General features: G+C 69.9%; 29 protein-coding genes. 14 read left to right on the forward strand and 15 right to left on the reverse strand.

The genetic code is table 11. From position 1 onward, the window contains the following. Nucleotides 1–16: 16 nt before the first annotated feature. Nucleotides 17–1,672: an ABC-F family ATP-binding cassette domain-containing protein gene (locus ITJ62_RS10600; protein ID WP_194601784.1), complete on the reverse strand. Its 1,656-nt coding sequence runs from the start codon at nt 1,670–1,672 to the stop codon at nt 17–19. Nucleotides 1,673–1,882: 210 nt separating this feature from the next. Between ITJ62_RS10600 and ITJ62_RS10605 the strand changes: the two genes are divergently transcribed. Both ITJ62_RS10605 and ITJ62_RS10610 read left to right on the forward strand, forming a co-directional pair. After that, on the forward strand, nt 1,883–3,109 hold the full coding sequence (locus ITJ62_RS10605; protein WP_194601787.1) for an ice-binding family protein: 1,227 nt from the start codon (nt 1,883–1,885) through the stop codon (nt 3,107–3,109). A gap of 46 nt (nt 3,110–3,155) precedes the next feature. Next, nucleotides 3,156–3,503, forward strand: a complete 348-nt coding sequence (locus tag ITJ62_RS10610) for a LysR family transcriptional regulator (RefSeq protein WP_064296432.1) — start codon at nt 3,156–3,158, stop codon at nt 3,501–3,503. 13 nt (nt 3,504–3,516) lie between these two features. Here the strand turns inward: ITJ62_RS10610 and ITJ62_RS10615 are convergent, their stop codons facing one another. Continuing rightward, complete coding sequence (locus ITJ62_RS10615; protein WP_194601790.1) at nt 3,517–4,686, reverse strand: hypothetical protein; 1,170 nt, start codon at nt 4,684–4,686, stop codon at nt 3,517–3,519. 135 nt (nt 4,687–4,821) lie between these two features. Here ITJ62_RS10615 and ITJ62_RS10620 point away from each other — a divergent pair, with 135 nt between their 5' ends. Further along, entirely contained in the window at nt 4,822–5,340 is a 519-nt protein-coding gene (locus tag ITJ62_RS10620; protein WP_194601793.1) for a hypothetical protein, read from the forward strand. Between the two features lie 89 nt (nt 5,341–5,429). Here ITJ62_RS10620 and ITJ62_RS10625 read toward each other — a convergent pair whose 3' ends face one another. Next, complete coding sequence (locus tag ITJ62_RS10625) at nt 5,430–5,747, reverse strand: HigA family addiction module antitoxin (RefSeq protein ID WP_194601796.1); 318 nt, start codon at nt 5,745–5,747, stop codon at nt 5,430–5,432. After that, nucleotides 5,734–6,015, reverse strand: coding sequence for a type II toxin-antitoxin system RelE/ParE family toxin (locus ITJ62_RS10630; RefSeq protein ID WP_138946694.1), 282 nt, complete (start codon nt 6,013–6,015; stop codon nt 5,734–5,736). The genes ITJ62_RS10625 and ITJ62_RS10630 overlap by 14 nt, the downstream gene beginning before the upstream one ends. 127 nt (nt 6,016–6,142) lie before the next feature. Between ITJ62_RS10630 and ITJ62_RS10635 the strand changes: the two genes are divergently transcribed. Next, nucleotides 6,143–6,481 carry a hypothetical protein gene (locus tag ITJ62_RS10635; protein ID WP_194601798.1) on the forward strand — a complete coding sequence of 113 codons (339 nt, stop codon included), beginning with the start codon at nt 6,143–6,145 and terminating at the stop codon, nt 6,479–6,481. Between the two features lie 69 nt (nt 6,482–6,550). Here the strand turns inward: ITJ62_RS10635 and ychF are convergent, their stop codons facing one another. Further along, a complete protein-coding gene (gene ychF / locus ITJ62_RS10640; protein WP_124768990.1) occupies nt 6,551–7,624 on the reverse strand; it encodes a redox-regulated ATPase YchF in 1,074 nt (357 codons plus the stop codon). Nucleotides 7,625–7,756: 132 nt separating this feature from the next. On the opposite strand from ychF, the gene ITJ62_RS10645 reads away from it, so the two are divergent. Next, nucleotides 7,757–8,338 carry an exonuclease domain-containing protein gene (locus tag ITJ62_RS10645; RefSeq protein ID WP_194601801.1) on the forward strand — a complete coding sequence of 194 codons (582 nt, stop codon included), beginning with the start codon at nt 7,757–7,759 and terminating at the stop codon, nt 8,336–8,338. A 58-nt stretch (nt 8,339–8,396) separates the two neighbouring features. Then, entirely contained in the window at nt 8,397–9,776 is a 1,380-nt protein-coding gene (gene rmuC, locus ITJ62_RS10650; protein WP_194601805.1) for a DNA recombination protein RmuC, read from the forward strand. Between the two features lie 79 nt (nt 9,777–9,855). On the opposite strand, the gene glpX is transcribed toward rmuC, so the two are convergent. Continuing rightward, nucleotides 9,856–10,854: a class II fructose-bisphosphatase gene (gene glpX, locus ITJ62_RS10655; RefSeq protein WP_064296437.1), complete on the reverse strand. Its 999-nt coding sequence runs from the start codon at nt 10,852–10,854 to the stop codon at nt 9,856–9,858. A gap of 50 nt (nt 10,855–10,904) precedes the next feature. Next, nucleotides 10,905–11,900, reverse strand: a complete 996-nt coding sequence (locus tag ITJ62_RS10660; protein ID WP_194601809.1) for a fructose-bisphosphatase class II — start codon at nt 11,898–11,900, stop codon at nt 10,905–10,907. Between the two features lie 76 nt (nt 11,901–11,976). Here ITJ62_RS10660 and fbaA point away from each other — a divergent pair, with 76 nt between their 5' ends. Then, nucleotides 11,977–13,002 (forward strand): class II fructose-bisphosphate aldolase, encoded by a 1,026-nt coding sequence (fbaA, locus tag ITJ62_RS10665; RefSeq protein WP_085510491.1) that lies wholly within the window; start codon nt 11,977–11,979, stop codon nt 13,000–13,002. 61 nt (nt 13,003–13,063) lie between these two features. On the opposite strand, the gene ITJ62_RS10670 is transcribed toward fbaA, so the two are convergent. Further along, nucleotides 13,064–13,660 (reverse strand): DUF6264 family protein, encoded by a 597-nt coding sequence (locus ITJ62_RS10670; protein WP_137241983.1) that lies wholly within the window; start codon nt 13,658–13,660, stop codon nt 13,064–13,066. Further along, on the reverse strand, nt 13,657–14,688 hold the full coding sequence (locus ITJ62_RS10675) for a 4-hydroxy-3-methylbut-2-enyl diphosphate reductase (protein ID WP_194602513.1): 1,032 nt from the start codon (nt 14,686–14,688) through the stop codon (nt 13,657–13,659). Before ITJ62_RS10675 ends, ITJ62_RS10670 begins: the two co-directional genes overlap by 4 nt. 134 nt (nt 14,689–14,822) lie before the next feature. Here ITJ62_RS10675 and xseA point away from each other — a divergent pair, with 134 nt between their 5' ends. The 5 genes from xseA (at nt 14,823) to ITJ62_RS10700 (ending at nt 19,129) form a co-directional block, all read left to right on the forward strand. Beyond that, nucleotides 14,823–16,082, forward strand: coding sequence for an exodeoxyribonuclease VII large subunit (xseA, locus tag ITJ62_RS10680; RefSeq protein WP_194601812.1), 1,260 nt, complete (start codon nt 14,823–14,825; stop codon nt 16,080–16,082). 9 nt (nt 16,083–16,091) lie between these two features. Then, complete coding sequence (locus ITJ62_RS10685) at nt 16,092–16,328, forward strand: exodeoxyribonuclease VII small subunit (RefSeq protein WP_064296575.1); 237 nt, start codon at nt 16,092–16,094, stop codon at nt 16,326–16,328. Continuing rightward, entirely contained in the window at nt 16,325–17,020 is a 696-nt protein-coding gene (locus ITJ62_RS10690; protein ID WP_194601815.1) for a DUF4245 domain-containing protein, read from the forward strand. The genes ITJ62_RS10685 and ITJ62_RS10690 overlap by 4 nt, the downstream gene beginning before the upstream one ends. Then, nucleotides 17,017–17,658, forward strand: a complete 642-nt coding sequence (locus ITJ62_RS10695; protein ID WP_064296442.1) for a carbonic anhydrase — start codon at nt 17,017–17,019, stop codon at nt 17,656–17,658. Before ITJ62_RS10690 ends, ITJ62_RS10695 begins: the two co-directional genes overlap by 4 nt. A gap of 67 nt (nt 17,659–17,725) precedes the next feature. Beyond that, nucleotides 17,726–19,129 (forward strand): aspartate ammonia-lyase, encoded by a 1,404-nt coding sequence (locus ITJ62_RS10700; protein ID WP_082455866.1) that lies wholly within the window; start codon nt 17,726–17,728, stop codon nt 19,127–19,129. Nucleotides 19,130–19,201: 72 nt separating this feature from the next. Here the strand turns inward: ITJ62_RS10700 and ITJ62_RS10705 are convergent, their stop codons facing one another. The 4 genes from ITJ62_RS10705 to ITJ62_RS10720 all read right to left on the reverse strand — a co-directional run bounded on the left by ITJ62_RS10705 (nt 19,202) and on the right by ITJ62_RS10720 (nt 23,457). Beyond that, nucleotides 19,202–19,783, reverse strand: a complete 582-nt coding sequence (locus ITJ62_RS10705; protein ID WP_194601818.1) for an A24 family peptidase — start codon at nt 19,781–19,783, stop codon at nt 19,202–19,204. Nucleotides 19,784–19,883: 100 nt separating this feature from the next. Then, complete coding sequence (locus ITJ62_RS10710) at nt 19,884–21,308, reverse strand: PhoH family protein (RefSeq protein ID WP_086473691.1); 1,425 nt, start codon at nt 21,306–21,308, stop codon at nt 19,884–19,886. A 203-nt stretch (nt 21,309–21,511) separates the two neighbouring features. Further along, nucleotides 21,512–22,678, reverse strand: a complete 1,167-nt coding sequence (locus tag ITJ62_RS10715) for an aminotransferase class V-fold PLP-dependent enzyme (RefSeq protein WP_194601821.1) — start codon at nt 22,676–22,678, stop codon at nt 21,512–21,514. Beyond that, on the reverse strand, nt 22,675–23,457 hold the full coding sequence (locus ITJ62_RS10720) for an isoprenyl transferase (RefSeq protein WP_064296447.1): 783 nt from the start codon (nt 23,455–23,457) through the stop codon (nt 22,675–22,677). Before ITJ62_RS10720 ends, ITJ62_RS10715 begins: the two co-directional genes overlap by 4 nt. Before the next feature lie 73 nt (nt 23,458–23,530). On the opposite strand from ITJ62_RS10720, the gene ITJ62_RS10725 reads away from it, so the two are divergent. Beyond that, on the forward strand, nt 23,531–24,247 hold the full coding sequence (locus ITJ62_RS10725) for a hemolysin III family protein (RefSeq protein WP_079705497.1): 717 nt from the start codon (nt 23,531–23,533) through the stop codon (nt 24,245–24,247). A gap of 43 nt (nt 24,248–24,290) precedes the next feature. Here ITJ62_RS10725 and ITJ62_RS10730 read toward each other — a convergent pair whose 3' ends face one another. Together ITJ62_RS10730 and mca are read right to left on the reverse strand one after the other, a co-directional pair. Continuing rightward, nucleotides 24,291–24,614: a hypothetical protein gene (locus tag ITJ62_RS10730; RefSeq protein WP_228498154.1), complete on the reverse strand. Its 324-nt coding sequence runs from the start codon at nt 24,612–24,614 to the stop codon at nt 24,291–24,293. Further along, nucleotides 24,611–25,486 carry a mycothiol conjugate amidase Mca gene (mca, locus tag ITJ62_RS10735; RefSeq protein WP_194601822.1) on the reverse strand — a complete coding sequence of 292 codons (876 nt, stop codon included), beginning with the start codon at nt 25,484–25,486 and terminating at the stop codon, nt 24,611–24,613. The genes ITJ62_RS10730 and mca overlap by 4 nt, the downstream gene beginning before the upstream one ends. Nucleotides 25,487–25,654: 168 nt before the next feature. Between mca and ITJ62_RS10740 the strand changes: the two genes are divergently transcribed. Further along, nucleotides 25,655–26,089 carry a DUF4307 domain-containing protein gene (locus ITJ62_RS10740; protein ID WP_194601825.1) on the forward strand — a complete coding sequence of 145 codons (435 nt, stop codon included), beginning with the start codon at nt 25,655–25,657 and terminating at the stop codon, nt 26,087–26,089. Nucleotides 26,090–26,095: the final 6 nt, after the last annotated feature.

Genomic DNA, 26,095 nt, shown 5'->3' on the forward strand with positions numbered 1-26,095 from the left:
CGGGGCGCGATCGTCGCTAGCGCTCCGAGACCTGGCCGCGTTCGACGACCCATCGCCGTTCGATCCGGACGGTGTCGAGCATGCGGCGGTCGTGGGTGACGAGGAGGAGTGTTCCGTCGTAGCTCTCGAGCGCCTCCTCGAGCTGTTCGATGGCGGCGAGGTCGAGGTGGTTCGTCGGCTCGTCCAAGACCAGCAGGTTGATCCCCGTCGCCTGGAGCACGGCGAGCCCGGCGCGGGTGCGTTCCCCCGGCGACAGCTCGTCGACGGGCCGGTTCACGTGGTCGGCCTTCAGCCCGAACTTCGCCAGGAGCGTCCTGACCTCTCCCGGACTGAGGTCGGGCACGATCGCCTCGAAGCGGTCGGCGAGCGGCTCCGTGCCGACGAGCAGTGAGCGGGCCTGGTCGATCTCGCCTATCCGCACACTCGAGCCGAGGCTCGCGCTGCCCGCGTCGGGTTCGCGACGACCGAGCAGCGTCGCGAGCAGGGTGGACTTGCCGGCGCCGTTGGGCCCGGTGATGCCGATGCGATCGCCCACGTTCATCTGGAGGGACAGGGGGCCGAGCTGGAAGTCGCCCTGCCGGACGACGGCCTCGGAGAGCGTCGCGACGACCGTGCTCGAGCGCGGTGCGCTGCCGATCGTGAACTGCAGCTGCCACTCCTTGCGTGGTTCCTCGACCTCGTCCAGCCGAGCGATGCGGCTCTCCATCTGCCGGACCTTCTGGGCCTGCTTCCCCGAGGACTCCGCCGAGGCCTTCCGCCGGATCTTGTCGTTGTCGGGCGCCTTCTTCATCGCGTTCCGCACGCCCTGGCTGGACCACTCCCGCTGCACCCTGGCGCGACCGACGAGATCCGCCTTCTTGTCGGCGAACTCGTCGTAGGCGTCGCGGGCGTGCCGCCTGGCGACCTCGCGCTCCTCGAGGTAGGCCTCGTATCCGCCGCCGAAGACGCGGTTGCTCTGCTGCGCGAGGTCGAGTTCGAGGACGCGCGTGACGCAGCGGGCGAGGAACTCGCGGTCGTGGCTGACGAGCACCACACCCCCGCGCAATCCCTGCACGAAGCGTTCGAGCCGCTCCAAGCCGTCCAGGTCGAGGTCGTTGGTCGGTTCGTCGAGGAGGACGATGTCGAATCGCGACAGCAGCAGCGCCGCCAGTCCGACGCGAGCGGCCTGCCCGCCCGACAGTGAGGTCATCATCGTGGTCGTGACATCCGCGTCGAGGTCCAGCCCGAGGTCGGCGAGGACCGCGGGGATCCGCTCCTCGAGGTCGGCCGCGCCGCTCGCCAGCCAGCGGTCGAGGGCGGCGGAGTAGACGTCCGCGGGGTCCGTGCCGGCCTGCGGGGGTTCGGCGAGCGCCGCGGCGGCCGCGTCCATCGCCTCGGTCGCCGCAGCGCAGCCGGTGCGCCGGGCGATGTAGGCGGCGACGCTCTCGCCGACGACGCGCTCATGTTCCTGCGGGAGCGCGCCCACGAAGGCGTCGGAGGGCGACAGCGTGATCGTGCCGGCCTGCGGTTCGAGCGAGCCACCGAGAAGCTGGAGCAGGGTCGACTTCCCCGCGCCGTTCATCCCGACGACGCCGATGACGTCGCCCGGCGCCACCGTCAGATCAAGGCCGTCGAACAGGGTGCGGTGGCCGTGTCCTCCGGCCAGGCCTTGGGCCACGAGCGTTGCAGTCATGCTGCAATCGTCTCATTCCGTCCGGGCCTCGGTGAACGTTCAATTCGCGCCACGAGTCGGCGGAGTAGCGTAATGCACTGAGATAACGATTGGCTACGTCAGGAGCGCTAGCCGATCTCGTGACCCCCGAAGGTGTTACACAGGGAGCAGTTGCGGTTGATGTCGCCATCCTCGTTGGCTTCGCGCCCCTCCCCCACGGAAGGGGCCCTGATGCGCCTCGAACTCTCTCCACCCGCCCGCAGCGCCAGACCCAGCCGCGTTCGCTCTCGCCTCTTCGGTGCAGCGGCAGTCATCACCGTCGGACTCCTGGCCATCGGTGCCGGACCGGCGAACGCCGCGACCACCATCGACGGCCCGATCAACCTGGGCACGGCAGCCGGCTACGGCGTCCTCGCCGCATCGGCCGTCACCAACACCGGCGCGACCACGATCAACGGCGACCTCGGGCTGAGCCCGGAGAGCTCCGTGACGGGCTTCCCGCCGGGCATCGTCAACGGCACCCAGAACGTGACGAACGAGCCTGCCGCCCTCGCGCAGAACGATCTCCTCACCGCGATGGGTGTCGCTTCCAGTCTCACCCCGACCACGCAGGGCCTCGACGACCTCACCGGCCTGAACCTCACCCCCGGCGTCTACTCCGGCGGCGTCCTCTCCCTGTCCGGGAACCTGACGCTCACCGGTACGGCGGAGTCGGTCTGGGTCTTCCAGGCGGCGAGCAGGCTGGACACCTCCACCGGTGCGTCGATCATCCTCGCCGGCGGCGCGAGCGCTTGCAACGTGTTCTGGCGCGTCGGCAGCTCGGCCACGCTGAACGGCGGCGCTCCCTTCGTCGGCACGATCCTCGCCGACACGTCCATCTCCACGGGATCGGGCACGGTCCTCGAGGGGCGCCTGCTCGCGTCCACCGGCGCCGTGACGCTCATCAACACCGTCATCAACCGGCCGACCGGCTGCGACGACGGCAGCGGCTCCGAGGTCACGACGAGCCCGGAGATCACCTCCGCTCCGCTCCCCGGCGGCACCGTCGGCACGAGCTACGACGGCACGGTCACCTCGACCGGCAGCCCGGACGCCACATATACCGTCACCTCGGGTGCACTGCCCCCGGGACTCGTCCTCGACAGCGTGACCGGAGGCGTGACCGGCACGCCCACGACGCCCGGGACCTACACGGTCACCATCACCGCGAGCAACGGCACCGCGCCCGACGACTCCATCGAATCGACGATCGTCATCACGGAAGCCGTCCCGCCGGGCACCCCGCAGGTCCCCGGTCAGCCGGCGGTTCCGGCCGGAGACATCACGAGGCTCCCCGACACCGGGTTCCAGGGATCCACGCTGGCCATCGCAGCCGGCTCCCTGCTCGGCCTCGGCCTGCTCGCGGGAGTCGCCTCCGTGATCGTGCGGCGTCGCCGACGCGACCAGCTGGGTGGCTGACGCGACACTGGTCGGCAGCCTGACGCCGTCACCGTAGGCTGAGGGCATGGATCACAAGCAGCTGCGCTCCTTCGTCGCCTCCGCGGAGACCCTCCACTTCGCGAAGGCGGCCAAGGCGCTCGGTGTGCCGCGGAGCACCGTCGTCGCCGACGTCCGGAAGCTCGAGGAGAGCGTCGGAGCGGAACTGTTCGCTCGCGACGTGGAATCCACGCAGCTGACGGACGCCGGCTACGCGTTCCTCATCGAGGCGCGTCGCCAACTCGACGCCTCTGCGGCAGCAGCAGCGAAGTCGGCTCCGGCGCCGGGCGGCAAAGCCAAAGCGAACAAGGGCAAGGGCCGCGCGCCGAAGGTCAAGGGCGAGCCGCTGCCGTACAAGAAGCGCCAGGGTCGCTGAGCCGCACGCGCCATCAGCGGTCCTGCGTCTCCGACGCGGACTCGACGACCCGCACCGATTCACCTCGCCGCTCCGCGTCGTCTCGGGCCGTGCGTGCGATCGACACGAGGGTCTCGACGGGCGTCGGCGCGGCCGAATCCACCGCGACGCCGAGGTTCGCAGCGCCGGCGAAGCCGTCGAGCTGCTGCGTCACGGCCTCCCGGTAGCCGGCGGCGATGGGTGCCGCGAGGTCGTGGAGACCCGAGAGGCCGGTCGGCCCCGGTTCGACCGACGTGGCCACGAGGATCGTCCCGCTCCACACGCGGGTGCAGACGGACCCGGCCGGCAGCTCACGGAAGACCGCGGCTGCGAGCAGCGCCTCCAGCTCCCCCGCCGTCGCCATCCCGTAGGCGCGGCGGAGATCGCCGTAGCCGTCGATGGCCACGACGAGGATCGCGAGGCGACGGTCGGACTGCTGCCCCTCGCGGAGTCGGGTCGCCTCGGCGATGAACGCCCGGCGCCCCACCGCGCGGACGCCCACCCGCTCCGAGGAGAGGCGCTGCTTGCGCTCCCAGGAGCGCAGGAGGACGAGGCCGACGGCGATCGCGACGACGAACACGAGGTTCATGTAGGTCACGATGGGCGTGCTGAACAGCCGCTCGAAGATCTCCGAGTGAGGACCCGCCGCGAGGTAGACCGCGAGGCGCACGGCGGTGAACACCGCGTGGAGAATCATGACGACGACGAGCACCAGTGACGCCGGTGCCGTTCGCATCCGCCCCCGTCGCGCCTCGTACGCGACCAGGAGCGACAGCATGATGAGCGAGATGAGCCGGGCGATGGTGCCGGCCCACTCCGGGTCGTCGGTCGGGTCGAGGACGGCGGAGATCGCCGTCACCCCGACGAAGAGGGTGCCCAGCAGCACGAGGCTGCGTCGACCGTTGAACAGCCGGCACCCGACCCACAGGGCGGCGATCGAGGCGACCATGGCGGCGTTGGCGACGGCGACGATCCATACCGAGTCACCGTTGAGCGTGGCGGCGAGGTAGCTGACCGCCGAGAGGAGGGTGGTGGCGAATCCGGACATCCAGGCTGCCATATGGCGTCCGGCGAGGGTTCGCGCGCTGTCGAGTCCGTAGAAGATCCCGCAGGCGGCGCAGACGATCACCGCCACCACCAGCATGCTCGCCAAATCGATCGTCACCCTTGGCCTCCCCCAGGCGCCCGTTCGGGTGGCGCCTCATCGAGCGTACCGCCGGAGCACGACCCCGCTGGCGGCAGGGACGTCGGAAGCATCAGGGTGCTGAACCACGGAGACCCGATGTGCCACCATCGATCCATGCGCGAATCGCCCGACCGTCCCGTCGCCGTCCGCGCGACGGCGTTCCGTGGCACGTCGAGATGGCGCCGACGGCCGCTGCGGTTCGTCGGCTACGACGCCCTCCTGCCGGACGGTTCCGTCCGGTTCGACGTGGATCTCGCCGCAGCCATGCCTGCCCACCCGGCGGATGCCTCGACCCGCGACACGAACGTCCACGACCGTTGCCCCGAGGTCGGTGCCGGTCCGTGGGTCGACGGGTTCGGGCGTGCCGTCGATGGGCCGGACGACAGCGGACCGCCGCTGAGCGCACGGCGCCGCGCGCGCCCGAGACCCACCGACCTGCCCGGCCGCCGCCCATCGGCGAAGGCCGGGCGACGCTGGCGCACCGGGTTCGGCGTGGCAGCGCTCGGCCTCGGCGCCCTGCTCGTCATCGGCCCACTCCGCGACACCCCTGTGGGCTTCCTCGGGGTGGTCAGCGCGTTCGCCGGGCTCGCAGCCCTATTGGGCTTGGTCCCCCGCGCCAAACGTTGGTGGTGACGGCCGATCACCTCGACACGGAGCGCCCGTTCCGTCCTCAAACCCGCGCGCAAACGACAGAACACGCACTCTCGGCGTGAAGTATGACGCTACGCGGCAGCGGGCTTCAGTGGCGTGATCGCCGCGATCTGTTGCGAAAGCCGATCCTCGGCGAGATCGAGCTCATAGCGCATCTGCAGGTTGAGCCAGAACTGCGCCGAAGTGCCGAAGTACTTCGCAAGCCGGAGCGCGGTGTCCGCTGTGATGGACCGCTTGCCGTGGACGATCTCATTGATGCGACGTGGTGGGACTCCGATGGACACCGCCAGCTTGTTCTGTGTGATCCCGAACCCCTCGATGAAGTCCTCTATGAGCACTTCACCGGGGTGGATCGGTGCGAGCTTGCCGCTCGAGTCAGTGATAGTCAACGATCTCCACCTCCTCGGGCCCCGTGGCCGTCCACACGAAACAGATTCTCCACTGGTCGTTGATCCTGATGCTGTGCTGGCCGACGCGATCGCCCTTGAGCGGCTCGAGTCGGTTGCCAGGTGGGACCCGAAGATCGTCGAGCATCTCTGCGGCACCCACCTGGCGAAGCTTCCGGAGCGCAACCCGATGGATCCGAGGATCGATCGACCGCACTCGTTCACGACGCCACAATCGCTCGGTATCCCGGTTGCCGAACGACCTGATCATCGTAGCAGGGCATAACGCACCTCGTTAATAACGCGAGTCGTTACATACTCCTTGCGATGAACCGGTTCATGGTAGGAACACCCCTACCCGGACCTACGGACCTCCGGACCGACGGGAGAATCGAGGCATGGACATGCGCTACGTCGACCATGAACCGGGAATGTGGTTCCTCGTCGAGCAGGAAGGTTCGCTCTACCTCCACGCGAGGTACAGCTACAGCGCCCTCATCGACGATTCCGCGCTCATCCGGTTGAACGACACCGAGCTCGCCGCCTACCTCGCGGGCGACCACGATGCCCTGTCCGACCTCGCCGGACGCGTCCACAACAGCGCGCCCTACCGGAGTGAATCACCGTTCTTCAGCAGGGATCTGTACCGCAGCGCAGACGGCGCGCAGTATCGCGAGGCCGTCTCAGCGGCGATCGCCGATCACACGTGGATCGCGGAACAGCGGCGGAAGCGGTAACCACCACCGAGAGCGCTCATTCCGTCGGCTTTGGGGCTGGTCGACGACGAAACGTGCACTTTCGACGAGCTAGACGTTGAAGCGGAACTCCACGACGTCGCCGTCCTGCATGACGTAATCCTTGCCCTCCATGCGGGCCTTGCCCTTGGAGCGGGCCTCGGCGACGGAGCCGGTCTCGACGAGGTCGTCGAACGAGATGACCTCGGCTTTGATGAAGCCCTTCTCGAAGTCCGTGTGGATGACGCCGGCCGCTTGGGGCGCCTTGGCACCCTGCGGGATCGTCCACGCACGCGACTCCTTCGGGCCCGCCGTGAGGTAGGTCTGCAGGCCGAGCGTCGCGAAACCGATGCGTGCGAGCTGGTCGAGGCCGGACTCGGTCTGGCCGGTCGACTCGAGCATCTCGCGGGCGTCGTCCTCGTCGAGGTCGACGAGCTCCGACTCGAGCTTGGCGTCGAGGAAGACGGCCTTCGCCGGCGCCACGAGGGCGGCCAGCTCGTCGAGCTTGGCCTGGTCCTGGAGGACGTCCTCGTCGACGTTGAACACGTAGATGAACGGCTTGGCCGTGAGGAGACCGAGCTCCTTGATGGGCGCGAGGTCGATCTTCGTCGCCGAGAGCGGGGTGCCGGCGTTGAGCGCGTCCTGCGCCTCCTTCGCCGCCGTGAGGACGGAGGGGTCGAGCTTCTTGCCCTTGACCTCCTTCTCGAACCGGGTGACGGCCTTCTCGAGCGTCTCGAGGTCGGCGAGGATGAGCTCGGTGTTGATCGTCTCCATGTCGGACGCCGGGTTCACGTCGCCGTCGACGTGCACGACGTCGGGGTCGGCGAAGCCGCGGACGACCTGCGCGATGGCGTCGGCCTCACGGATGTTCGCGAGGAACTTGTTCCCGAGCCCTTCCCCCTCACTCGCGCCCTTGACGATGCCGGCGATGTCGACGAAGGACACCGCGGCGGGCAGGATGCGCTCGCTGCCGAAGATCTCCGCGAGCTTGCCGAGCCGGGCGTCGGGCAGTTCGACCACGCCGACGTTCGGCTCGATCGTCGCGAACGGATAGTTCGCTGCGAGCACGTTGTTGCGCGTGAGCGCGTTGAACAGGGTGGACTTGCCGACGTTGGGCAGGCCGACGATGCCGAGAGTAAGAGCCACGAGGGTCTATCGTACTTGGCCGCGCGTCCCCGTGGGTCGCGCCTCCGCTTCGGGCACGGATCGGCACCGTCGATCGGGCGGCATGCGGCGTGCCACCCGAGCGGTGTCGGACGCTGGTGCGAGGGTGAGGACGTGCCACTGGATTTCACCGCCATCGACTTCGAGACCGCGAACTCGTCATCCGCCTCCGCCTGCAGCGTGGGCCTCGTCAGAGTGCGCGACGGCATCGTCGTCGACCGCGCGGGCTGGCTCATCCAGCCCCCTCCCGGACACGACGCGTTCCTCGAGTGGAACACCCGCATCCACGGCATCGTCGCGACGGACGTGCTCGGCGCGCCGGGCTGGGCGGACCAGCTCGACGCCATGCTCGACTTCGCCCAGGGCGACGCCTTCGTCGCCCACAACGCCGGCTTCGACATGGGCGTCATCCGCGGTGGCTGCGCCGCGACGGGCCTCGACTGCCCCGACCTCAGCTACCTGTGCAGCCTTAACGTCGCCCGCAAGACGTATCAGCTCGACTCCTACCGGCTCCCCGTGGCGGCCCTCGCCGCCGGGTTCGACGACTTCCAGCACCACGACGCCACCGGCGACGCCGAGGCCTCCGCGCACATCATCATCCACGCGGCCGCCCGCCACGGCGCCTCCTCGATCGCCGAACTCGCGCAGCTCACGAGCGTGAAGATCGGCCGGATCGGGACGGCCGTCGCCGCCTGAGCACGCGGTCGCCGCGCGGCCTCCGACCGATGTCGGCGGCCCGCGACACACTGAGGGCATGGACAGCGCACTCGCCCTCGGGATCGGCCTCCTCATCGGACTCGTCATCGGCGCAGCCGTGGCGATCCTTCTGCTGCAGCGGCGCACCGGCGCGGGATCGGTCGACCCGGCGCTACTCGAGGCCAGGCACACCGCCCAGCTCGCCGACCTCCGCGGCCAGCAGGCGCAACTCCTCGCCGATGCTTCTGCACGGGAGGCGGAACTCCGCGCCGCGCTGCGCGCCGAACTCGCCGCCCTCGACGCCACGGCCGACGGTCTCGGACGTGAACTGAACGCCCAGCGCGAGCAGTACCGCGAGCTCGCCGAACGCCACCGCGCCGACGCCGAACGACGATCGCGCCAGGAACACGAGGAGAGCCAGGTCCTGCAGGCACTCGCGCCCGTCCAGCACAGCCTCGAGCACATGCAGGCGAAGGTCGCGGAACTCGAGCAGCAGCGCAGCCGACAGCACGGCGAGCTCGCCCAACAGCTGAAGACGGCTTCGGAATCCGAGGAACGCCTGCGGTCCACGACGGAGTCGCTCGCCTCGGCGCTCCGCAACAACGCCACCCGCGGCGTCTGGGGCGAGACCCAACTCCGCAACGTCGTGGAAGCCGCGGGCCTCACACAGCGCGTCGACTTCGACCTGCAGTCGAGCATCACGTCCGACAACGGCACGGGCCGACCCGACATGGTCGTTCGACTCCCCGGCGGCAAGTCGATCGCGGTCGACGCGAAGGTGCCGTTCGCGCAGTACCTCGAAGCCAGCACCATCCCCGTCACGGCGACGGGCGAGGAAGCCGCACGACGTACCGCCCTCCTCGCGCAGCACGTGAAGGCCGTGCGGTCGCACGTCGACGCCCTCGCGGCGAAGGGCTACTGGCGCGGCCTCGAGTCGAGCCCGGAGTTCGTCATCTGCTTCATCCCGAGCGAGTCGCTCCTCGCCGCAGCGCTCGAGGCCGACGCGAGCCTGCTCGACTACGCCTTCGGCAAACGGGTCGCCCTCGCCTCCCCCGTCAACCTGTGGGCGGTCCTCAAGACGGTCGCGTTCACCTGGCAGCAGGACGTCCTCACCGAGGACGCGAAGCGACTGTTCGACCTCGGCAAGGAGCTCTACCAGCGGCTCTCGACGCTGTCGGACCACGCCGACCGCCTGCGTCGGTCCATCGAGAGCACGGTCACCAACTACAACCAGTTCGCCTCGTCGTTCGAGACCCGCGTGCTCGTCACGGCGCGCAAGCTCGACGCCCTCGACGAGGCGACGGTCATCGGTCAGGTGAGCCAGAGCGACGCCTCACCGAAGCGCCTCACCGCACCGGAGGCACAGCCCTCGCCGGAGCCGTCCGATGGCGAGCCGAGCGAGCTCGAGGCGCGACTCGCGCACCGGCTCCAGGACTGACCGGCACGAACACCGCACGACGAAGCGCCCGGCCCCACCGTGAGGTGGAACCGGGCGCTTCACTCTGCTGGAGGAGCGACTACAGCCACTTCGCAGCGAGGTGGTCCGCCTCGACGCGACGGATGGTGCCGGACCGCGACCGCAGCACGAGGCTCTCGGTGCGGATGATCGGACCCTTGCGCTGCACACCGTCGACGAGTTCACCGTGGGTGACACCCGTCGCGACGAAGTACGTGTTGTCGCCGCGGACGAGGTCGTTCGCGCCGAGGACGCGGTCGAGGTCGTGACCGGCAGCGAGCGCACGCTCGCGCTCGGCGTCGTCCTTCGGCATGAGCTTGCCCTGGATGAGGCCACCGAGCGCCTTCACCGCGCACGCGGTGATGATGCCCTCAGGCGTGCCACCGATGCCGACACACATGTCGATCCGCGAGTCGTAGCGGGCGGCGTTGATGCCACCTGCGACGTCGCCGTCGAGCAGCAGTCGCGTCCCGGCACCGGCCGCGCGGATCTCCTCGATGAGCTGCGCGTGGCGCGGTCGGTCGAGGACGGCGACGCGGATGTCCTCGGGCTGCTTGCCCTTGGCCTTCGCGAGCTCGCGGATGTTGTCGCCGATGGACTGGCTGATGTCGACGACACCGATGCCGTCGGCGCCGGTGACGATCTTGTCCATGTAGAACACCGCGGACGGGTCGAACATGCTGCCGCGGTCGGACACGGCGATGACGGAGAGGGCGTTCTGACGCCCGGCGGCGGTGAGGCTCGTACCGTCGATCGGGTCGACGGCGATGTCGCAGGACGGCCCGCGGCCGTTGCCGACGTGCTCGCCGTTGAACAGCATGGGCGCTTCGTCCTTCTCGCCCTCGCCGATGACGACCACGCCGTCGAAGTTGACGGTGCCGAGGAAGGCACGCATCGCGTCGACCGCCGCACCGTCGGCGGCGTTCTTGTCGCCTCGCCCGATGAACGGCGCCGCCCGGATCGCGGCGGCCTCCGTCGCTCTCACGAGCTCCATGGCGAGGTTGCGGTCGGGCTGCAGATAGTGGGAGCCGGTTTCAGGCTGGGTCACTGGATCCTCCATGGATCGCTCGCCTCGTGGGACACGACGCTTCGGTGGATGAGGGTTTCAGCCTATCGAACCGGGCTGGGAAGGCCGCTGGGTGCGTCGCGATCGAGGCGCTTCCGTGACCTCGTCAGCGGGCTCCCGGGACCGACGACGACGGACTCGACCGTGACACCGCCGTCCCCTTCGACCCGGACTCCGGCGAGTTCGGCTCCGGCGGCGAGCGCGGTCGACGTGACGGCGCTGAGCAGCAGCCAGGCGTCATCGCGGCAGAGTTCGTCGAGCGGGACCTCGCGATCGAGATCGGTCCCGGCCTCGACGAGCCGCGCACGTTCCTCCGGCGACTGCGGTGCGAAGCGCGCCGTCATCCAGCCGCCGAGGGCTCGGACCGCGGCAGCCGTGAGGATGCCCTCGGGGGCTCCGCCCACACCGAGGAGCAGATCGAGGTCGCCGTCGGCGGCTGCGGCCCGCAGGGACAGGGCGACGTCGCCGTCCATGAAGCTCACGAGCTCGGCACCGGCGGCGGTCACGGCCTGGGCGGTCGCCGCGTTCCGAGGACGGTCCTGGACCGCGACCCGCAGCTGCTCGACCGGCCGCCCCAGCCGGGCCGCGAGCCGGTCGAGGGTCACCGCGATCGGGTCGGCCAGTGACAACTCGCGTCCCCCGCCGGCGGCGACGAGCTTCTCGAGGTAGTACGCCGGGCCGATGTCGAACATCGCACCGCGCGGGGCGATGGCGATCACGGCGACGGAATCCGGCTTGCCCGTGGCCGCGAGCTTCGTACCGTCCACGGGGTCGACGGCGAGGTCGATCGCCGGCCCCACACCCGTGCCGAAACGCTCCCCGACGAACAGCATGGGCGCCTGGTCCTTCTCGCCCTCCCCCACGACGACGCGCCCGTCGACCGGGAGCGATTCGAGCGCCCGGCGGAGCGCATCGACGGCGACCCCGTCGATGCGCATGCCGTCTCCACCTCCGACGAGACCCGCGACGGCGGCAGCCGCGGCCCTCGTGGCGTCGAGGAAGCCGTGGAGGAGGTCGGTGTCCGGAGTGCGCTCGATCATGTCCCCATCGTGCCGTATGCCTCGGAGCCCGAGTCAGTAGACTTCAAGGCGAATCGTCCCCACGCAAGGAGAAGACATGCCCGTCGCCACCCCGGAACAGTACGCAGCGATGCTCGACAAGGCGAAGTCGAACGGGTTCGCGTACCCGGCGTTCAACGTCTCGAGCAGCCAGACCATCAACTCCGTCCTCCAGGGCCTCACCGAGGCCGGTTCCGACGGCATCATCCAGGTCACCACGGGCGGCGCCGACTACTTCGCCGGCCACACCGTGAAGAACCGTGCCGCCGGCGCGATCGCCTTCGCGAAGTTCGCCACCGAGGTCGCCAAGAACTACCCCGTCACCGTCGCGCTCCACACCGACCACTGCCCGAAGGACGCGCTCGACGGCTTCGTCATGCCACTCATCGCCGCCTCCGAGGAAGAGGTGAAGGCCGGTCGCAACCCGATCTTCCAGTCCCACATGTGGGACGGCTCGGCGGTCCCCCTCACGGAGAACCTCGAGATCGCGACCGAGATGCTGAAGCGCACCAAGGCCATCAACGCCATCCTCGAGGTCGAGATCGGCGTCGTCGGCGGCGAAGAGGACGGCGTCAGCCACGACATCAACGAGCACCTGTACACGACCCTCGACGACGCCATCGCGACCGTCGAGGCGCTCGGCCTCGGCGAGCAGGGTCGCTACATGGCCGCCCTCACCTTCGGCAACGTGCACGGCGTCTACAAGCCCGGCAACGTCAAGCTCCAGCCTGAGCTACTGAAGACCATCCAGGACGGCCTCACCGCCAAGTACGGCCACGGCCCCAAGCCGCTCGACCTCGTCTTCCACGGCGGATCGGGTTCCACCGACGCCGAGATCGCGGAGGCCGTCGCGAACGGTGTCGTCAAGATGAACATCGACACCGACACGCAGTACGCGTTCACGCGCTCGATCGCCGGCTACATGCTGTCGAACTACGAGGGTGTGCTGAAGCTCGACGGCGAGGTCGGCAACAAGAAGGTCTACGACCCGCGCGCCTGGGGCAAGGTCGCCGAGTCGGCGATGGCCGCTCGCGTCCTGGAGTCGACGAAGCAGCTCGGCTCGTACGGCACCAGCACCTCCTAGTCACCTGCACGAAGAACGGGCCCGGCATCGCTGCCGGGCCCGTTCTTCGTGTGTGGACTGACTACGGCTGCTGCGAGCGGACGTACTCCATGAACGCCGGGTCGGCACCCATGGCCACGGCGAGACAGATCACCACGACCAGGTTCGCCGCGACGCCGGCGACGAGCGGGATCCAGAAGGTCAGTCGACCCGCGCGGAGCGACCGGCTCGACAGGATGATGGCGCCCACCCACAGGGCGATCTGGAGACCGAGCGCCAGGATGCCCATGGCGCTCGCGAGACCGTCCGAGGAGTACCCCGAGACACCCATCTGCACGAGTGCGGGGCGGATCAGGCCGGGGAGGTCGAGCAGGCCCGGCATGGTCACGATCAGGCCGACGAGGCCGAGTCCGAGCAGGATCGACGTCGCAATGCGGTCTCCGGCGACGGGTCGTCTGGCGGCCACGGTCGGAGCGCCCGGCTGCACCACCCCAGGCTCACGCGTCTGCTCGCGCAGGGTCGGCTCCTGCTGCTGTCGCGGTTGCCGCTCGACGGGGACGACCGGCGCGATGCCGAGCTCCTCCGCCCGCTGTTCGTCGATGGGCTCGGCGATCCGGGCACGCTGCTCCTCGGGGGACGCGTACTCACCGAACTGCGGACGGGGGCGGGATTCGCTCATGGTCGACGCCCTCCCAGGGCGCGCGGATCGGTCGTGCCGGCAAGGTCTTTGCGCAGCTCCTTCGGCAAAGAGAACATGAGGTCCTCCTCGGCCGTCTTGACTTCCTGCACCGCGCCGTAGCCGGCTCCGGAGAGTTCTTCCAGGACCTCGTCGACGAGGACCTCCGGCACGGAGGCGCCGCTGGTGACACCGACCGTGACGACGCCGTCGAGCCAGGCCTGCTGGATCTCGTGTGCGTAGTCGACGCGGTAGGCGGCCTTCGCGCCGTACTCGAGGGCGACCTCCACGAGGCGCACCGAGTTCGAGGAGTTCGCCGACCCGACCACGATCACGAGGTCAGCGTTCTGGGCGACCTTCTTGATGGCCACCTGGCGGTTCTGGGTCGCGTAACAGATGTCGTCGCTCGGCGGATCCTGGAGCTTCGGGAACCGCTCGCGCAGCCGGCGGACCGTCTCCATGGTCTCGTCCACCGACAGCGTGGTCTGCGACAGCCACACGACCTTGTCGGGGTCGGCGACGACGAGGTCGTCGACGGCTTCCGGGCTCGTCACGAGTGTGACGTGGTCGGGCGCCTCACCGGCCGTCCCCTCGACCTCCTCATGCCCCTCGTGTCCGATGAGCAGGATCTCGTAGTCGTCGCGGGCGAAGCGCACGGCCTCGCGGTGGACCTTGGTGACGAGCGGGCAGGTGGCGTCGATCGCGAGCAGCCCGCGGTCGGCGGCGGCATCGACCACGGCGGGCGAGACGCCATGCGCACTGAAGACGATGTGCGCGCCGGACGGCACCTCGTCGACCTCTTCCACGAACACCGCGCCCTGCGCCTCGAGCTGGTCGACGACGTGCACGTTGTGGACGATCTGCTTCCGGACGTACACCGGTGCTCCATAGTGCTCGAGGGCCTTCTCGACGGCGACGACCGCGCGGTCCACGCCGGCGCAGTAGCCACGAGGGGCGGCGAGCAGGACGCGCTTCTCGCCGGCGACGGGGAGGTCTGCGAGGCGTCCGGCGATGCGTCGGAGCCTCGGCATGCCGAGGCCGATGGCTGGGGCGTCGCGGAGATCGGTCACGTGTGGATTCTACGCGGCAGCGCTCGGGAGTCGGCCGTGAACGGCCGGGTGGTCCACGACCCCGCGCCGTCGGTGCTCGCGGCTAGGCTGGAGGGATGAGCGATGCACCGGCCACCATGGAAGCCCCCTGGCCGGTCGCGCTCCTCGGCACGAAGCTCCGCGACTACATCGACCGCCTCGGCACGGTCTGGGTCGAGGGTGAGATCACGCAGTGGGGCGCCTCGGGCGGCAACGTCTACGGCAAGCTCAAAGACCTCGAGATCGATGCGACGGTCGGGTTCACCATCTGGTCGTCCGTCCGGGCGAAGATCCCCGCCGACCTCAAGCAGGGCGACCACGTGGTCGCGTTGGTCAAGCCGAACTACTGGCTCAAGGGCGGCACGCTCACCATGCAGGTCATGGCGATGAAGCACGTCGGCATCGGCGACCTCCTCGAGCGACTCGAACGGCTCCGTCGGCAGCTCGCCGAGGAGGGGCTCTTCGACGCGTCGCGCAAGCGCCCACTGCCGTTCCTCCCGCAGCGCATCGGTCTCGTCACCGGCAAGGACTCCGACGCCGAGAAGGACGTCCTGCGCAACGCGGAGCTGCGCTGGCCGTCGGTCCGGTTCCGCGTCGTCCACGCCGCCGTCCAGGGCGACCGCACCCCCGGCGACGTCGTGAGCGCTCTGCAGACGCTCGACGCCGACCCCGAGGTCGACGTCATCATCGTCGCGCGAGGCGGTGGCGACTTCCAGAACCTCCTCGGGTTCAGCGACGAACGCGTGGTCCGTGCCGCGGCGGCCTGCACCACGCCCCTCGTGAGCGCCATCGGCCACGAGGCGGACCGCCCGCTGCTCGACGACGTCGCCGACCTCCGCGCCTCCACACCGACCGACGCCGCCAAGCGGGTCGTCCCCGACGTCGCGGAGGAGTTCGCTCGCGTACAGCAGGCCCGCGTCCGGTTGTCCTCCCGGGTGACCTCGTTGCTCGGTCACGAGATCGACCGCCTCGCGACGCTCCGCACCCGTCCAGCGCTCGCCGACCCGTCCTGGATCGTCGACTCACGGGCCGACGAGCTGACCCGCACGGTCGCCAGGGGTGCCGAGCTCATCGACCGCGCCGTCGAGCGCTCCCAGCGCGAGGTCACGGAACTCCGCGCACATCTCCGCGCCCTGTCGCCGCAGCGCACGCTCGACCGCGGCTACGCCATCGTCCAGCGAGCGGACGCGGAGGCCGGTGTCCCGGGCGGCGCGGTCGTCCGTGCGGAAGGCGACGCCCCCGCCGGCACGGAGCTCCTGGTCACCCTCGCCTCCGGCGCGATCGGCGCCTCCAGTACCGGCCCGGCCACGGCTGCCGCCCGGACCGACGACGAATAGGATAGAAGCATGCCAACCCCCTCCGATGTCCAGGAGCTCAGCTATGAGCAGGCACGCGACGAGCTCGTGCGTGTCGTGTCCGAGCTGGAGCAGGGCTCGGCGTCGCTCGAGGACTCCCTCCGGCTCTGGGAGCGCGGCGAACAGCTCGCCCAGCGCTGCGAGGAGTGGCTGATCGGCGCGAAGGCACGGCTGGACGCGGCTCGCGCCGCCCAGCTCGGATCCGGCACTCCGGACGCATCGCGGTGAAGGACACCAAGCCGCCGCGCGTCGTGGCCGAACTCGGCCGCCCCGAGACGCCGCAGGAGACCGCCGACCGCAAGGCGGAGAACTCCCGCCTGTACCGCTCGCGCAAGACCGTCAACAACCTCGTCCTGTCACTCCTGGCCACGGTCGGCCTCGTGGTCGTGATCGTGCTCGCCGTGCCCCGCGGTGAGGCCCCGGAACGCCCGACCGTCGACTACGCGCAGCTCGCCGGCCAGGCGCAGCCCGACCTCCCCGTCCCGCTCCTCACCCCCGAGCTCGGCGACGACTGGGGCAGCAACTACGCCGACGTCCGCACCGCAGCCTCGCCGGTCGCCGGCACGCCCGACATCCGCTCGTGGAACGTCGGACTCATCTCCCCCGACGACGAGTTCGTCGGCCTCGTCCAGGGCGTCGACGCCAACGACACCTGGCTCCTCGCCGAGCTCGACGAAGCCCGGCCCACCGGAACCGTCACCATCGACGGCGTGGAGTGGGTCGAATACGCGAACGGCAGCGGCTCCGACGACGGTAACGTCGCATACGCCCTGTCGACCGTCGCCGGTCGGAGCACGATCGCCGTGTTCGGCACGGCGAAGCCCGAGTACGTCCTCGATGTCGCACGGTCCGTGCGCACCGGGGTCACCGCCAACTTCGACGCCCCGTCGGGCGCCCCTGCAGAAACGGACTCAGAATGACCCAGAAGCGCCCCGGTGCCGTCTGGCGCGAGATGCAGCGCGGTAACGCGCGGTTCGTCGCCGGTCAGCCCGCCCACCCCCGCCAGGACGTCGAACGCCGCGCCACCCTCGCGCACTCCCAGGCCCCGGAGGCGGTCATCTTCGGCTGCTCCGACTCCCGCCTCGCGGCCGAGATCATCTTCGACAAGGGACTCGGCGACCTCTTCGTCGTCCGCAACGCCGGCCAGATCGTCTCCGACTCGGTGCTCGGCACCCTGGAGTACGCCGTCGGCGTCCTGCAGGTCCCGCTCATCCTCGTGCTCGCGCACGACGAGTGCGGCGCCGTCCGCGCGGCGATCGACTCGCAGATCGAGGACGCAACGCCGCTCCCCCCGTACATCGACCAGCTGATCCAGCAGATCGTCCCCGCCGTGAGCGCGGTCGCCGGCCCCGCACCGATCGACGCCGCCTCCGTCGACACCTCCGAGGTCGGACGACGCCACCTCCGCCGCACCGTCATGGAGGTCGTCTCGCGCTCCGAGCTCATCAGCGACGCCGTTGCGGCCGGGACGGTCGCCATCATCGGCGCGAACTACAAGCTCCTCGAGGGCACCGCCGTCGCCGACATCGTGATCGGCGACGTCACCGTCCCCGAATGACCTCCACCGCGCTCACCGACCGGTCGAGCGCCGCACCACCGCAATCGCACGAAGGAGAACGAACAGCGTGGTAGACACCTCAGCAACCGAGTACCGCATCGAACACGACACCATGGGCGAGGTGCGGGTCCCCGCGAACGCGCTCTACGGTGCGCAGACGCAGCGGGCCGTCGAGAACTTCCCGATCTCGGGCAGCGGGCTCGAGTCGGCGCAGATCGCCTCGCTGGCCCGGATCAAGAAGTCCGCGGCGCTCGCCAACGCCAAGCTCGGCGTCCTCGACCAGGGTGTCGCCGACGCGATCGCCGCAGCGGCCGACGAGGTCATCACCGGCGCTCACGACGCGCAGTTCCCGGTCGACACCTACCAGACCGGCAGCGGCACCTCGTCGAACATGAACATGAACGAGGTCCTGGCGACGCTCGCGAGCGCGCGCCTCGGCAGCCCGGTGCACCCCAACGACCACGTCAACGCCTCGCAGTCCTCCAACGACGTCTTCCCGACCTCGGTGCACATCGCGGTCACGAGCGCCCTCATCGACGACCTCATCCCGGCCCTCGACCACCTGGCCGTGTCGCTCGAGCGCAAGGCCGAGCTGTGGAAGACCGCGGTGAAGCCCGGCCGGACACACCTCATGGACGCCACGCCGGTCACCCTCGGCCAGGAGTTCGGCGGCTACGCGCGCCAGATGCGTCTCGGCATCGAGCGTGTGCGCACGGCCCTCCCCCGCGTCGCGGAGGTCCCGCTCGGCGGAACCGCGACGGGCACCGGCATCAACACGCCGAAGGGCTTCCCCCAGCTCGTCATCGAGCTGCTCGCGCAGGAGACCGAGCTGCCCATCACCGAGGCCCAGGACCACTTCGAGGCCCAGGGCGCTCGCGACGGACTCGTCGACGCCTCGGGAGCCCTCCGGGTCATCGCGGTGAGCCTCACGAAGATCTGCAACGACCTCCGCTGGATGGGCTCGGGCCCGAACACCGGTCTCGGCGAGCTGCACATCCCCGACCTCCAGCCGGGATCCTCGATCATGCCCGGCAAGGTGAACCCCGTGATCCCGGAGGCCGTCCTGATGGTCGGCGCGCGGGTCATCGGAAACGACGCGACCATCGCCTGGGCCGGTGCCTCGGGCTCCTTCGAGCTCAACGTCGCGATCCCGGTCATGGGCACGGCGCTCCTCGAGAGCATCCGTCTCCTGTCGAACGCGACCCGGGTCCTCGCAGACAAGACCGTCGACGGCCTCGAGGCCAACCTCGACCGCGCCGCGGCACTCGCCGGCTCCTCGCCCTCGATCGTCACCCCGCTGAACAAGATCATCGGCTACGAGTCGGCGGCGAAGATCGCCAAGCACTCCGTCGCCAAGGGCCTCACCGTCCGCGAGGCCGTCGTCGACCTCGGGTTCGTCGAACGCGGCGAGATCACGGAGGAGCAGCTCGACACGGCGCTCGACGTCCTCTCGATGACGCACCCCGGCTGAGTCGACCCGCTCGTCGAACGACCGGACGGCCCCGGAACCCTCGCGGTTCCGGGGCCGTCTCCGTCCGTGCGGTCACGCCGAGGCGGCGATCGCGCTCCAGCAGCCGAGGAGCAGGAACGGGCCGAACGGGATGCGCGTGCGCCAACCGGCGGAGCCGCCACGTGAGCGTGCGAGGAGCACGACGACCGCACCCGCGAGGCCGGCCGAGGAGACCGACACCACCGCGAAGAGCAGTACCGCGGACGTCCCGAAGCAGCCGACCGCGAGGCCGAGCAGCGCGCCCAGCTTCACGTCCCCCATGCCCAGCCCGCCGAAGACGGCGCACGCGTACAGGACGGCGCCGACCGCGAACCCCATCAGGAGTGGTCCGAGCGGGGCCGCCTGACGCGCCACGGCATCGATGGTCGTGACCGGCACCGCGATGGCGAGCGCCGGCAGCACGAGACGGTTCGGGAGCCGCCGCTCCACGATGTCGATGTGCACGAGCGGCGGCGTGATGCAGGCGAGCCACACGAGCACGATGACGACCGGTCGCGGCTCGGGGGCGAGTCGGGCCACGGTGACGGCCACGAGCAGCAACGTCGAGCCGACCATCGCCGCGGTGGTGACACGCGGGCGGAGCCGCCTGAGGGTGGAGGTCGGTCGCGAGGGCATCCCGTCAGGATAGGAGGATCCTCGCGCCGGCCGTCGGCGTTCTCCACAGGCGGCCGGAGCCGGCGGAGCGAGCCTCGCGAGCTCGCTCCGCCGACGGCCGCTAGGCCAGTTCGTTCCCTTCGAGCATCTCGGTCACGAGTGCCGCGATGGCCGAGCGCTCCGAACGCGTCAACGTGACGTGCGCGAACAGCGGGTGCCCCTTGAGCGTCTCGATCACCGAGGCGACGCCGTCGTGTCGGCCGACGCGCAGGTTGTCGCGCTGGGCGACGTCGTGCGTGAGGACGACCCGCGAGTTCTGCCCGATCCGGCTGAGGACCGTGAGGAGGACGTTGCGCTCGAGCGACTGCGCCTCATCGACGATCACGAAGGCGTCGTGGAGCGACCGGCCGCGGATGTGCGTCAGCGGGAGCACCTCGAGGATGCCCCGCTCCACCACCTCGTCGAGCACGTTCTGCGAGACGACCGCGCCGAGCGTGTCGAAGATCGCCTGTCCCCAAGGGTTCATCTTCTCGCCCTGGTCGCCGGGCAGGTACCCGAGCTCCTGGCCACCGACCGCGTACAGCGGGCGGAACACCATGATCTTCTTGTGCGCCTGTCGCTCGAGGACGGCCTCCAGCCCCGCGCAGAGGGCGAGCGCGGACTTCCCCGTCCCTGCTCGACCTCCCAGCGAGAGGATCCCGATCTCGGGGTCGAGCAGGAGGTCGATCGCGAGCCGCTGCTCGGCCGAGCGTCCGTGCAGACCGAAGACGTCGCGGTCGCCGCGGACGAGCTTGTAGCTGCGCTTGCCCGTGACCCGTCCCAGTGCGGATCCCCGGTCGGAGTGGATCACGAGGCCCGTGTTGATCGGCAGGTCCTCGATGATCGGCGTCGTCCCCTCCTCGCGCTCCCACAGCGTGCTCATGTCCTCGGAGCCGAGGGTGATCTCGGACATGCCCGTCCAGCCGGAGTCGACCGCGAGTTCCGCCCGGTACTCCTCCGCCTGCAGACCGATGGAGGCCGCTTTGACGCGCAGGGGCAGGTCCTTGGACACGACCGTGACCGTCAGGCCGTCGTTCGCCAGGTTCAACGCGACCGCGAGGATGCGCGAGTCGTTGTCGCCGAGCTGGAGACCGGACGGCAGCGAGGCCATGCTCGAGTGGTTGAGTTCGACCCGCAGGGATCCGCCGTCACCGACGGGGATCGGGAAGTCGAGGCGTTCGTGCTCGATGCGGAGCTCGTCGAGGATGCGGAGTGCCTGACGTGCGAAGTAGCCGATCTCGGGGTCGTTGCGCTTGCCCTCGAGCTCGCTGATGACGACGACCGGGATGACGACGGCGTGCTCCGCGAACCGGAAGAGCGCCTTGGGGTCCGACAGCAGCACGGAGGTGTCGAGCACGTAGGTGATCTCGGCCTGCGCCTGATCTCCCCCGCTCGCCGTGTGGTCGGCAGGTCGTCGGCTCGGTCTCGTCGACGCGTCCCGCGTCTCGGTCCCGGCTGACGTGTTCTGGATTTCTCGCGAGGCCACAACCACTCCCACCCCGAGCATCTGATGCTCGGATCACTGTGCGAAACGGCCGCCTGCAGGGTTTCGAGCCGAACTTGTGTGGCCGTCTCGACCGGGCTCCATGCCCGATGAGATGAACGTACGTCCGGCCACCGACATCGATGCGACGACACGCCCCGTGTCCTGTTACGGGGAGGTGAACAGATGGGGGCCGTCCCCTGGCCTGCCGGTGGTCGGACGGCGGCTCAGTAGCTCGCGGCCGTCGCGAACGAGAGCAACGCACCGCGCAGCTGGTCCAGCGTCTGCCGGCTGGTACCGGCGTGCACGCTGAGCCGCACGGCCCCGGCGCGGATGGTCGCGGTGACGCCGTGGTTCTCGAGCGAGGTCCACAGCGTGTCGAGGACGGACTCCTCCGGTTCCAGGACGACGATGCCCGCGCGTTCGTGCTCGTCTCGCGAGGAGACCACCGCGACGCCGAACTCGTCCGCGAGCTCGATCACCTCGGCCGTGAGCTCGGCGATCGCGGCGTGGACCGTCGCGGTGCCGACGGCGACCGTGTCCTCCAAGGACGCCGCGAACCGCGCTGCCGCGAGCGGGTCGGGCCTGGTGATCGAGTATGCGCGCGCGGATCGGCTCGGTGCCGGGGTCGCGCTGAACGGCCAGGGCTCGTCGGTGCCGGTCACGCCGGAGAAGACCGGTTCAAGTCGCTCGACGGCGCGGTCGCTCAGGGCGAGGAATCCGGTGCCCCAGCCCGCCCGCATCCACTTCTGCCCGCCCGAGGCGACCACGTCGGCGACGGCGTAGGGGGCGTCGACCACACCGAAGCCCTGGATGGCGTCGACGATCAGGAGGCGGTCGCCGATCGCCTCGCGGACGGTTTCGAGGTCGCAGACGTATCCGGTGCGGTAGTCGACGAGGCTCACGGCCACCGCGGTGACGGTGTCGTCCAGCTGCTCGCGCACGCTCTCGGCCGTGACGTGTCCGCGTCGCGTCTCGAGCCATCTCGGCGTGAGCAGGTGCCGGTGCTCGGCGGCCCGCTCCGCGGCGAGCGGCAGCGTGGGGTATTCCAGGCGGGAGAGCAGGACCGTGCCGCTCAGGCCGAACATCGCGTGCATGAGGCCCTGCGAGGTGTTGGGCTGGGCGACGACCTGGTCGGCTCGGAACCCGGTGAGCGTCCCGACGGCGGTCCGCATCCGTTCGTCCTGCCCGTCGACCGCGCCGAGCGTGCCGGGGGTCGCGCTCGCGAGCACGTCGTTCCAGCGGGCGGCCTCGACGACGACGGACGCGGCCAACGGACCGACACTGCCGTAGTTGAGGTAGCCGGCGACCTCTCCGAATCCCGCTTGGAAGGTCTCCAACCGGGACGCCGTCTCCGGCTCGTCCGGCTCCGAGGCGGGCGTGGACCGGCTCATCCGCCGAACCGCCGCTGCCGCCTGGAGAAGTCGCGGAGGGCGCGGAGGAAGTCGACCTCGCGGAGGTCGGGCCCGAGCGCCTCGACGAAGTAGAACTCGCTATGGGCGCTCTGCCAGAGCATGAAGTCGCTCATCCGCTGTTCGCCGCTGGTGCGGATGACGAGGTCGGGGTCGGGCTGGCCTCCCGTGTAGAGGTGCTCACCGATGAGGTCGGGGGTGAGCAGCGCCGCGAGGTCTTCCAGGCTCCGACCCTCGAGGTGGTGCTTGGCGACGATCGCGCGCATCGCGTCCACGATCTCGGTGCGGCCGCCGTAACCGACCGCGAGGTTGATGTGCATGCCGGCACGGTCCGCCGTGCGCTCCTCCGCGCTCGTCAACGCCGTGCGCAGCGACTCCGGGAGACCGTCGCTCGAACCGACGTGCTTCACGCGCCAGTCACGGTAGTGCGACAGCCCCTCGGCGAGGTCGGCGATGATGTCGACGAGGTCGTCCAGCTCGTCCGGTGCGCGGTTCACCAGGTTGTCGCTCGACAGCAGGTACAGGGTGACGACGCCGATGCCGAGGTCGTCGCACCAGGTCAGGAACTCGCGCATCTTCGCCGCACCGGCCCGGTGGCCGTGCGCCGCGGTGTCGTACCCGAGCTGCTTGGCCCACCGCCGGTTGCCGTCGATGATCATCGCGACATGGTGCGGCAGCGTCTGCGGAGTGAGCGCCTTCCGGAGGCGGCGTGCGTAGACGCCGTACAGGAAGCCGTCCACCGGTGCGGAATGCCTCGTCATCACCCTGCAACGCTAGTGCAGTTTCCTGCATCGCTCCCAGTACGGGTTCCGTGCCACCCCGTATCCTGGACCCATGACGAGTGGAGATCCCGAGCTGCCGAAGCTGCCGTTGCTCGAGGTCGCCGCCGACGATGCCGCCGCACCGGAGGAGGTCAAACCGACCTGGCGCGGATGGCTGCACGCCGGGATCTTCCCCATCTCGATCGTCGCCGGGATCGTCCTCGTCGTGCTCGCACAGGGTGCGGCCGCGAAGTGGAGTTCGACGGTGTTCGTGCTCACGTCGATGCTGCTCTTCGGGAACTCGGCGCTGTACCACCGGTTCTCCTGGCGCCCCTCGGTCAAGCTCCTCCTCAAGCGGATCGATCACGCCAACATCTTCCTGTTGATCGCCGGCACCTACACGCCGCTCGCCGTGCTCGCGCTACCACCGGCGCAGGGCAACCTCCTGCTCGTGCTCGTCTGGGGCGGCGCGCTCCTCGGCATCGGTTTCCGCGTGTTCTGGATCAACGCCCCGCGGTGGCTCTACGTCCCGCTCTACCTGGCACTCGGGTGGGGTGCGGTCGCGTACCTCGGCGACATCGCCCGCGGCAACTTCGCCACGATGGTGCTCGTCGCCGCCGGTGGCCTGTTCTACACGGTCGGCGCGGTCATGTACGCGATGAAGCGACCGAACCCCTGGCCCGGACGGTTCGGGTTCCACGAGCTCTTCCACCTGTGCACGGTGCTCGCGTTCCTCTGCCACTGGACCGGGATCCTGCTGATCGCGATCGACCCGGTCTACAACCGCTGACGACCCGCGACCCGGCGAGCGGCGAGACGTCGCGGTGGTGGTGTCAGCGGGCCGACTGGTCCGACGGCGGCCGAGGGTCGTCCTCGACGCCCGCGGGGGCAGCCTTGCCGGCGTCGCTCCCCGCGCGGTCCGCGGCTGCCCGCTCGGCGACCTCGGCCTGGAGCCGCTCGTCGATCTCCGCGCGGTAGTTGACCCGGCGCACGCGACGCACCATGTCGATGACGAGGAAGACGACGATGCCGGCGATGGCGAAGGTGATCACGAAGCCCCACGGTCCCGGCGTCACCTGGTTCTCGTCGAACGCCGGCGAGGGCGACGGCGACGGCGTGACCGCCAAGAGGACCTCGGTGAACAGGTGGTGCATCATGCGGTTCCTTCGCTGGTGTCGATGCCGTCGAACAGCTCCGACTCTGGGGTGGTCGACGCGACGTGCGACGTGACCAGTTGGTAGTCCTCGAACGGCCATGCGGCACGGAGGACGTCGTTGGGCCAGAAGAAGAACGGTGAGTCTGGCGGCACCTGGCTGCCGTGCGCCCGGAGCGCAGCGTCGCGCGCCTCGAAGAAGTCGCCGACGCGCACGTGCGTCGTAGCGAGATCGGGCCGGCCGGCCATCCACTCGCGCATCTCGGCCAGTCGCTCGACCGCCGGGTCGTCGGGGTGGTGCTCCAGCAGGTAGGCGTACACGGCCTCGAGTCGGGCGGGGCTGAACGAGCGGTCGTAGTACAGCTTGTCGACCCGCCAGGGCTCGCCCGCTTCGGGATAGCGCGTGGGATCTGCCGCCGCTTCGAACGCGGCGACGCTCACCTCGTGGCACCGGATGTGGTCGGGGTGCGGGTAGCCGCCGTTCTCGTCATAGGTGATGATGACCTGCGGCCGGAATGAGCGGACGATGCGCACGAGCACACCGGTCGAGACCTCGAGGGGGATGTCGGCGAAGCTCGCTGGTGGGACCGTGCCGTCGTCGCGGGCCATCCCGCTGTCCTGATAGCCGAGCCACCGGTGCTCGATGTCGAGGATCTCCTGCGCCGCGGCCATCTCGAGGCGACGGTAACCGGGGAGGTCGCGCTCGACCATCGCGACGTCGGCGAGCCCGGGGTTCTGGAGGTCGCCGCGTTCACCACCCGTGCAGCTGACGACCATGACCTCGGCGCCGAGGCTCCGGTAGTGCGCGAGGGTCGCCGCCCCCTTGCTCGACTCGTCGTCGGGGTGCGCGTGCACGGCGAGCAGTCTCATGGTCATGGTGCTCCGCCTTCCGGCTGGTCTGCGCGAGGGGACCGCTTCGCGACTCGTGACGTGACGACGCGGTCGGGACTCCGCATCCAGGAAGAGGCAATACGCTTGAGGTGTCGACCTCGAGGCGTCTCGCACTCCTGGTCCAGCTTAACCGTTCGAACCGGAGCCCGTGACGTGACCTCTCCCCTGCAGGATGCCGGCCCTCAGGACGCCATCGCGGCGCGCTACGGACGCACCCCTGGCAACCGTGCCCGCGACCGCCGCCTGATCTGGCTGGCCGCCGCAGCGTTCGCCGTCGTCTTCGTCGCGTGGGTCGTGTGGGCCGGTCTCGACGGCAGTCGGCCGAGCATCGAGTCGCGCAACACGGCGCACGAGATCGTCGACGACACGATGGTCAGCGTGTCCTTCGAGGTCACCGGTCCGCAGGACACCCCCATGGCCTGCTCGGTCCAGGCGCTCAACGAGCAGTTCGCGGTCGTCGGATGGAAGGTCGTCGAGCTGCCGCCGTCCGAGCAGCGCACCCGCACCTTCACGGAGAGCGTCCGCACCACGGAGCTCAGCAACACCGGCGTCGTCGACACCTGTTGGGTGGTCGAGCGCCGCTCCTGACCCGCG

The organism is Plantibacter sp. VKM Ac-2876, assembly GCF_015350715.1.
GTDB classification, from domain to species: Bacteria; Actinomycetota; Actinomycetes; order Actinomycetales; family Microbacteriaceae; genus Plantibacter; species Plantibacter auratus.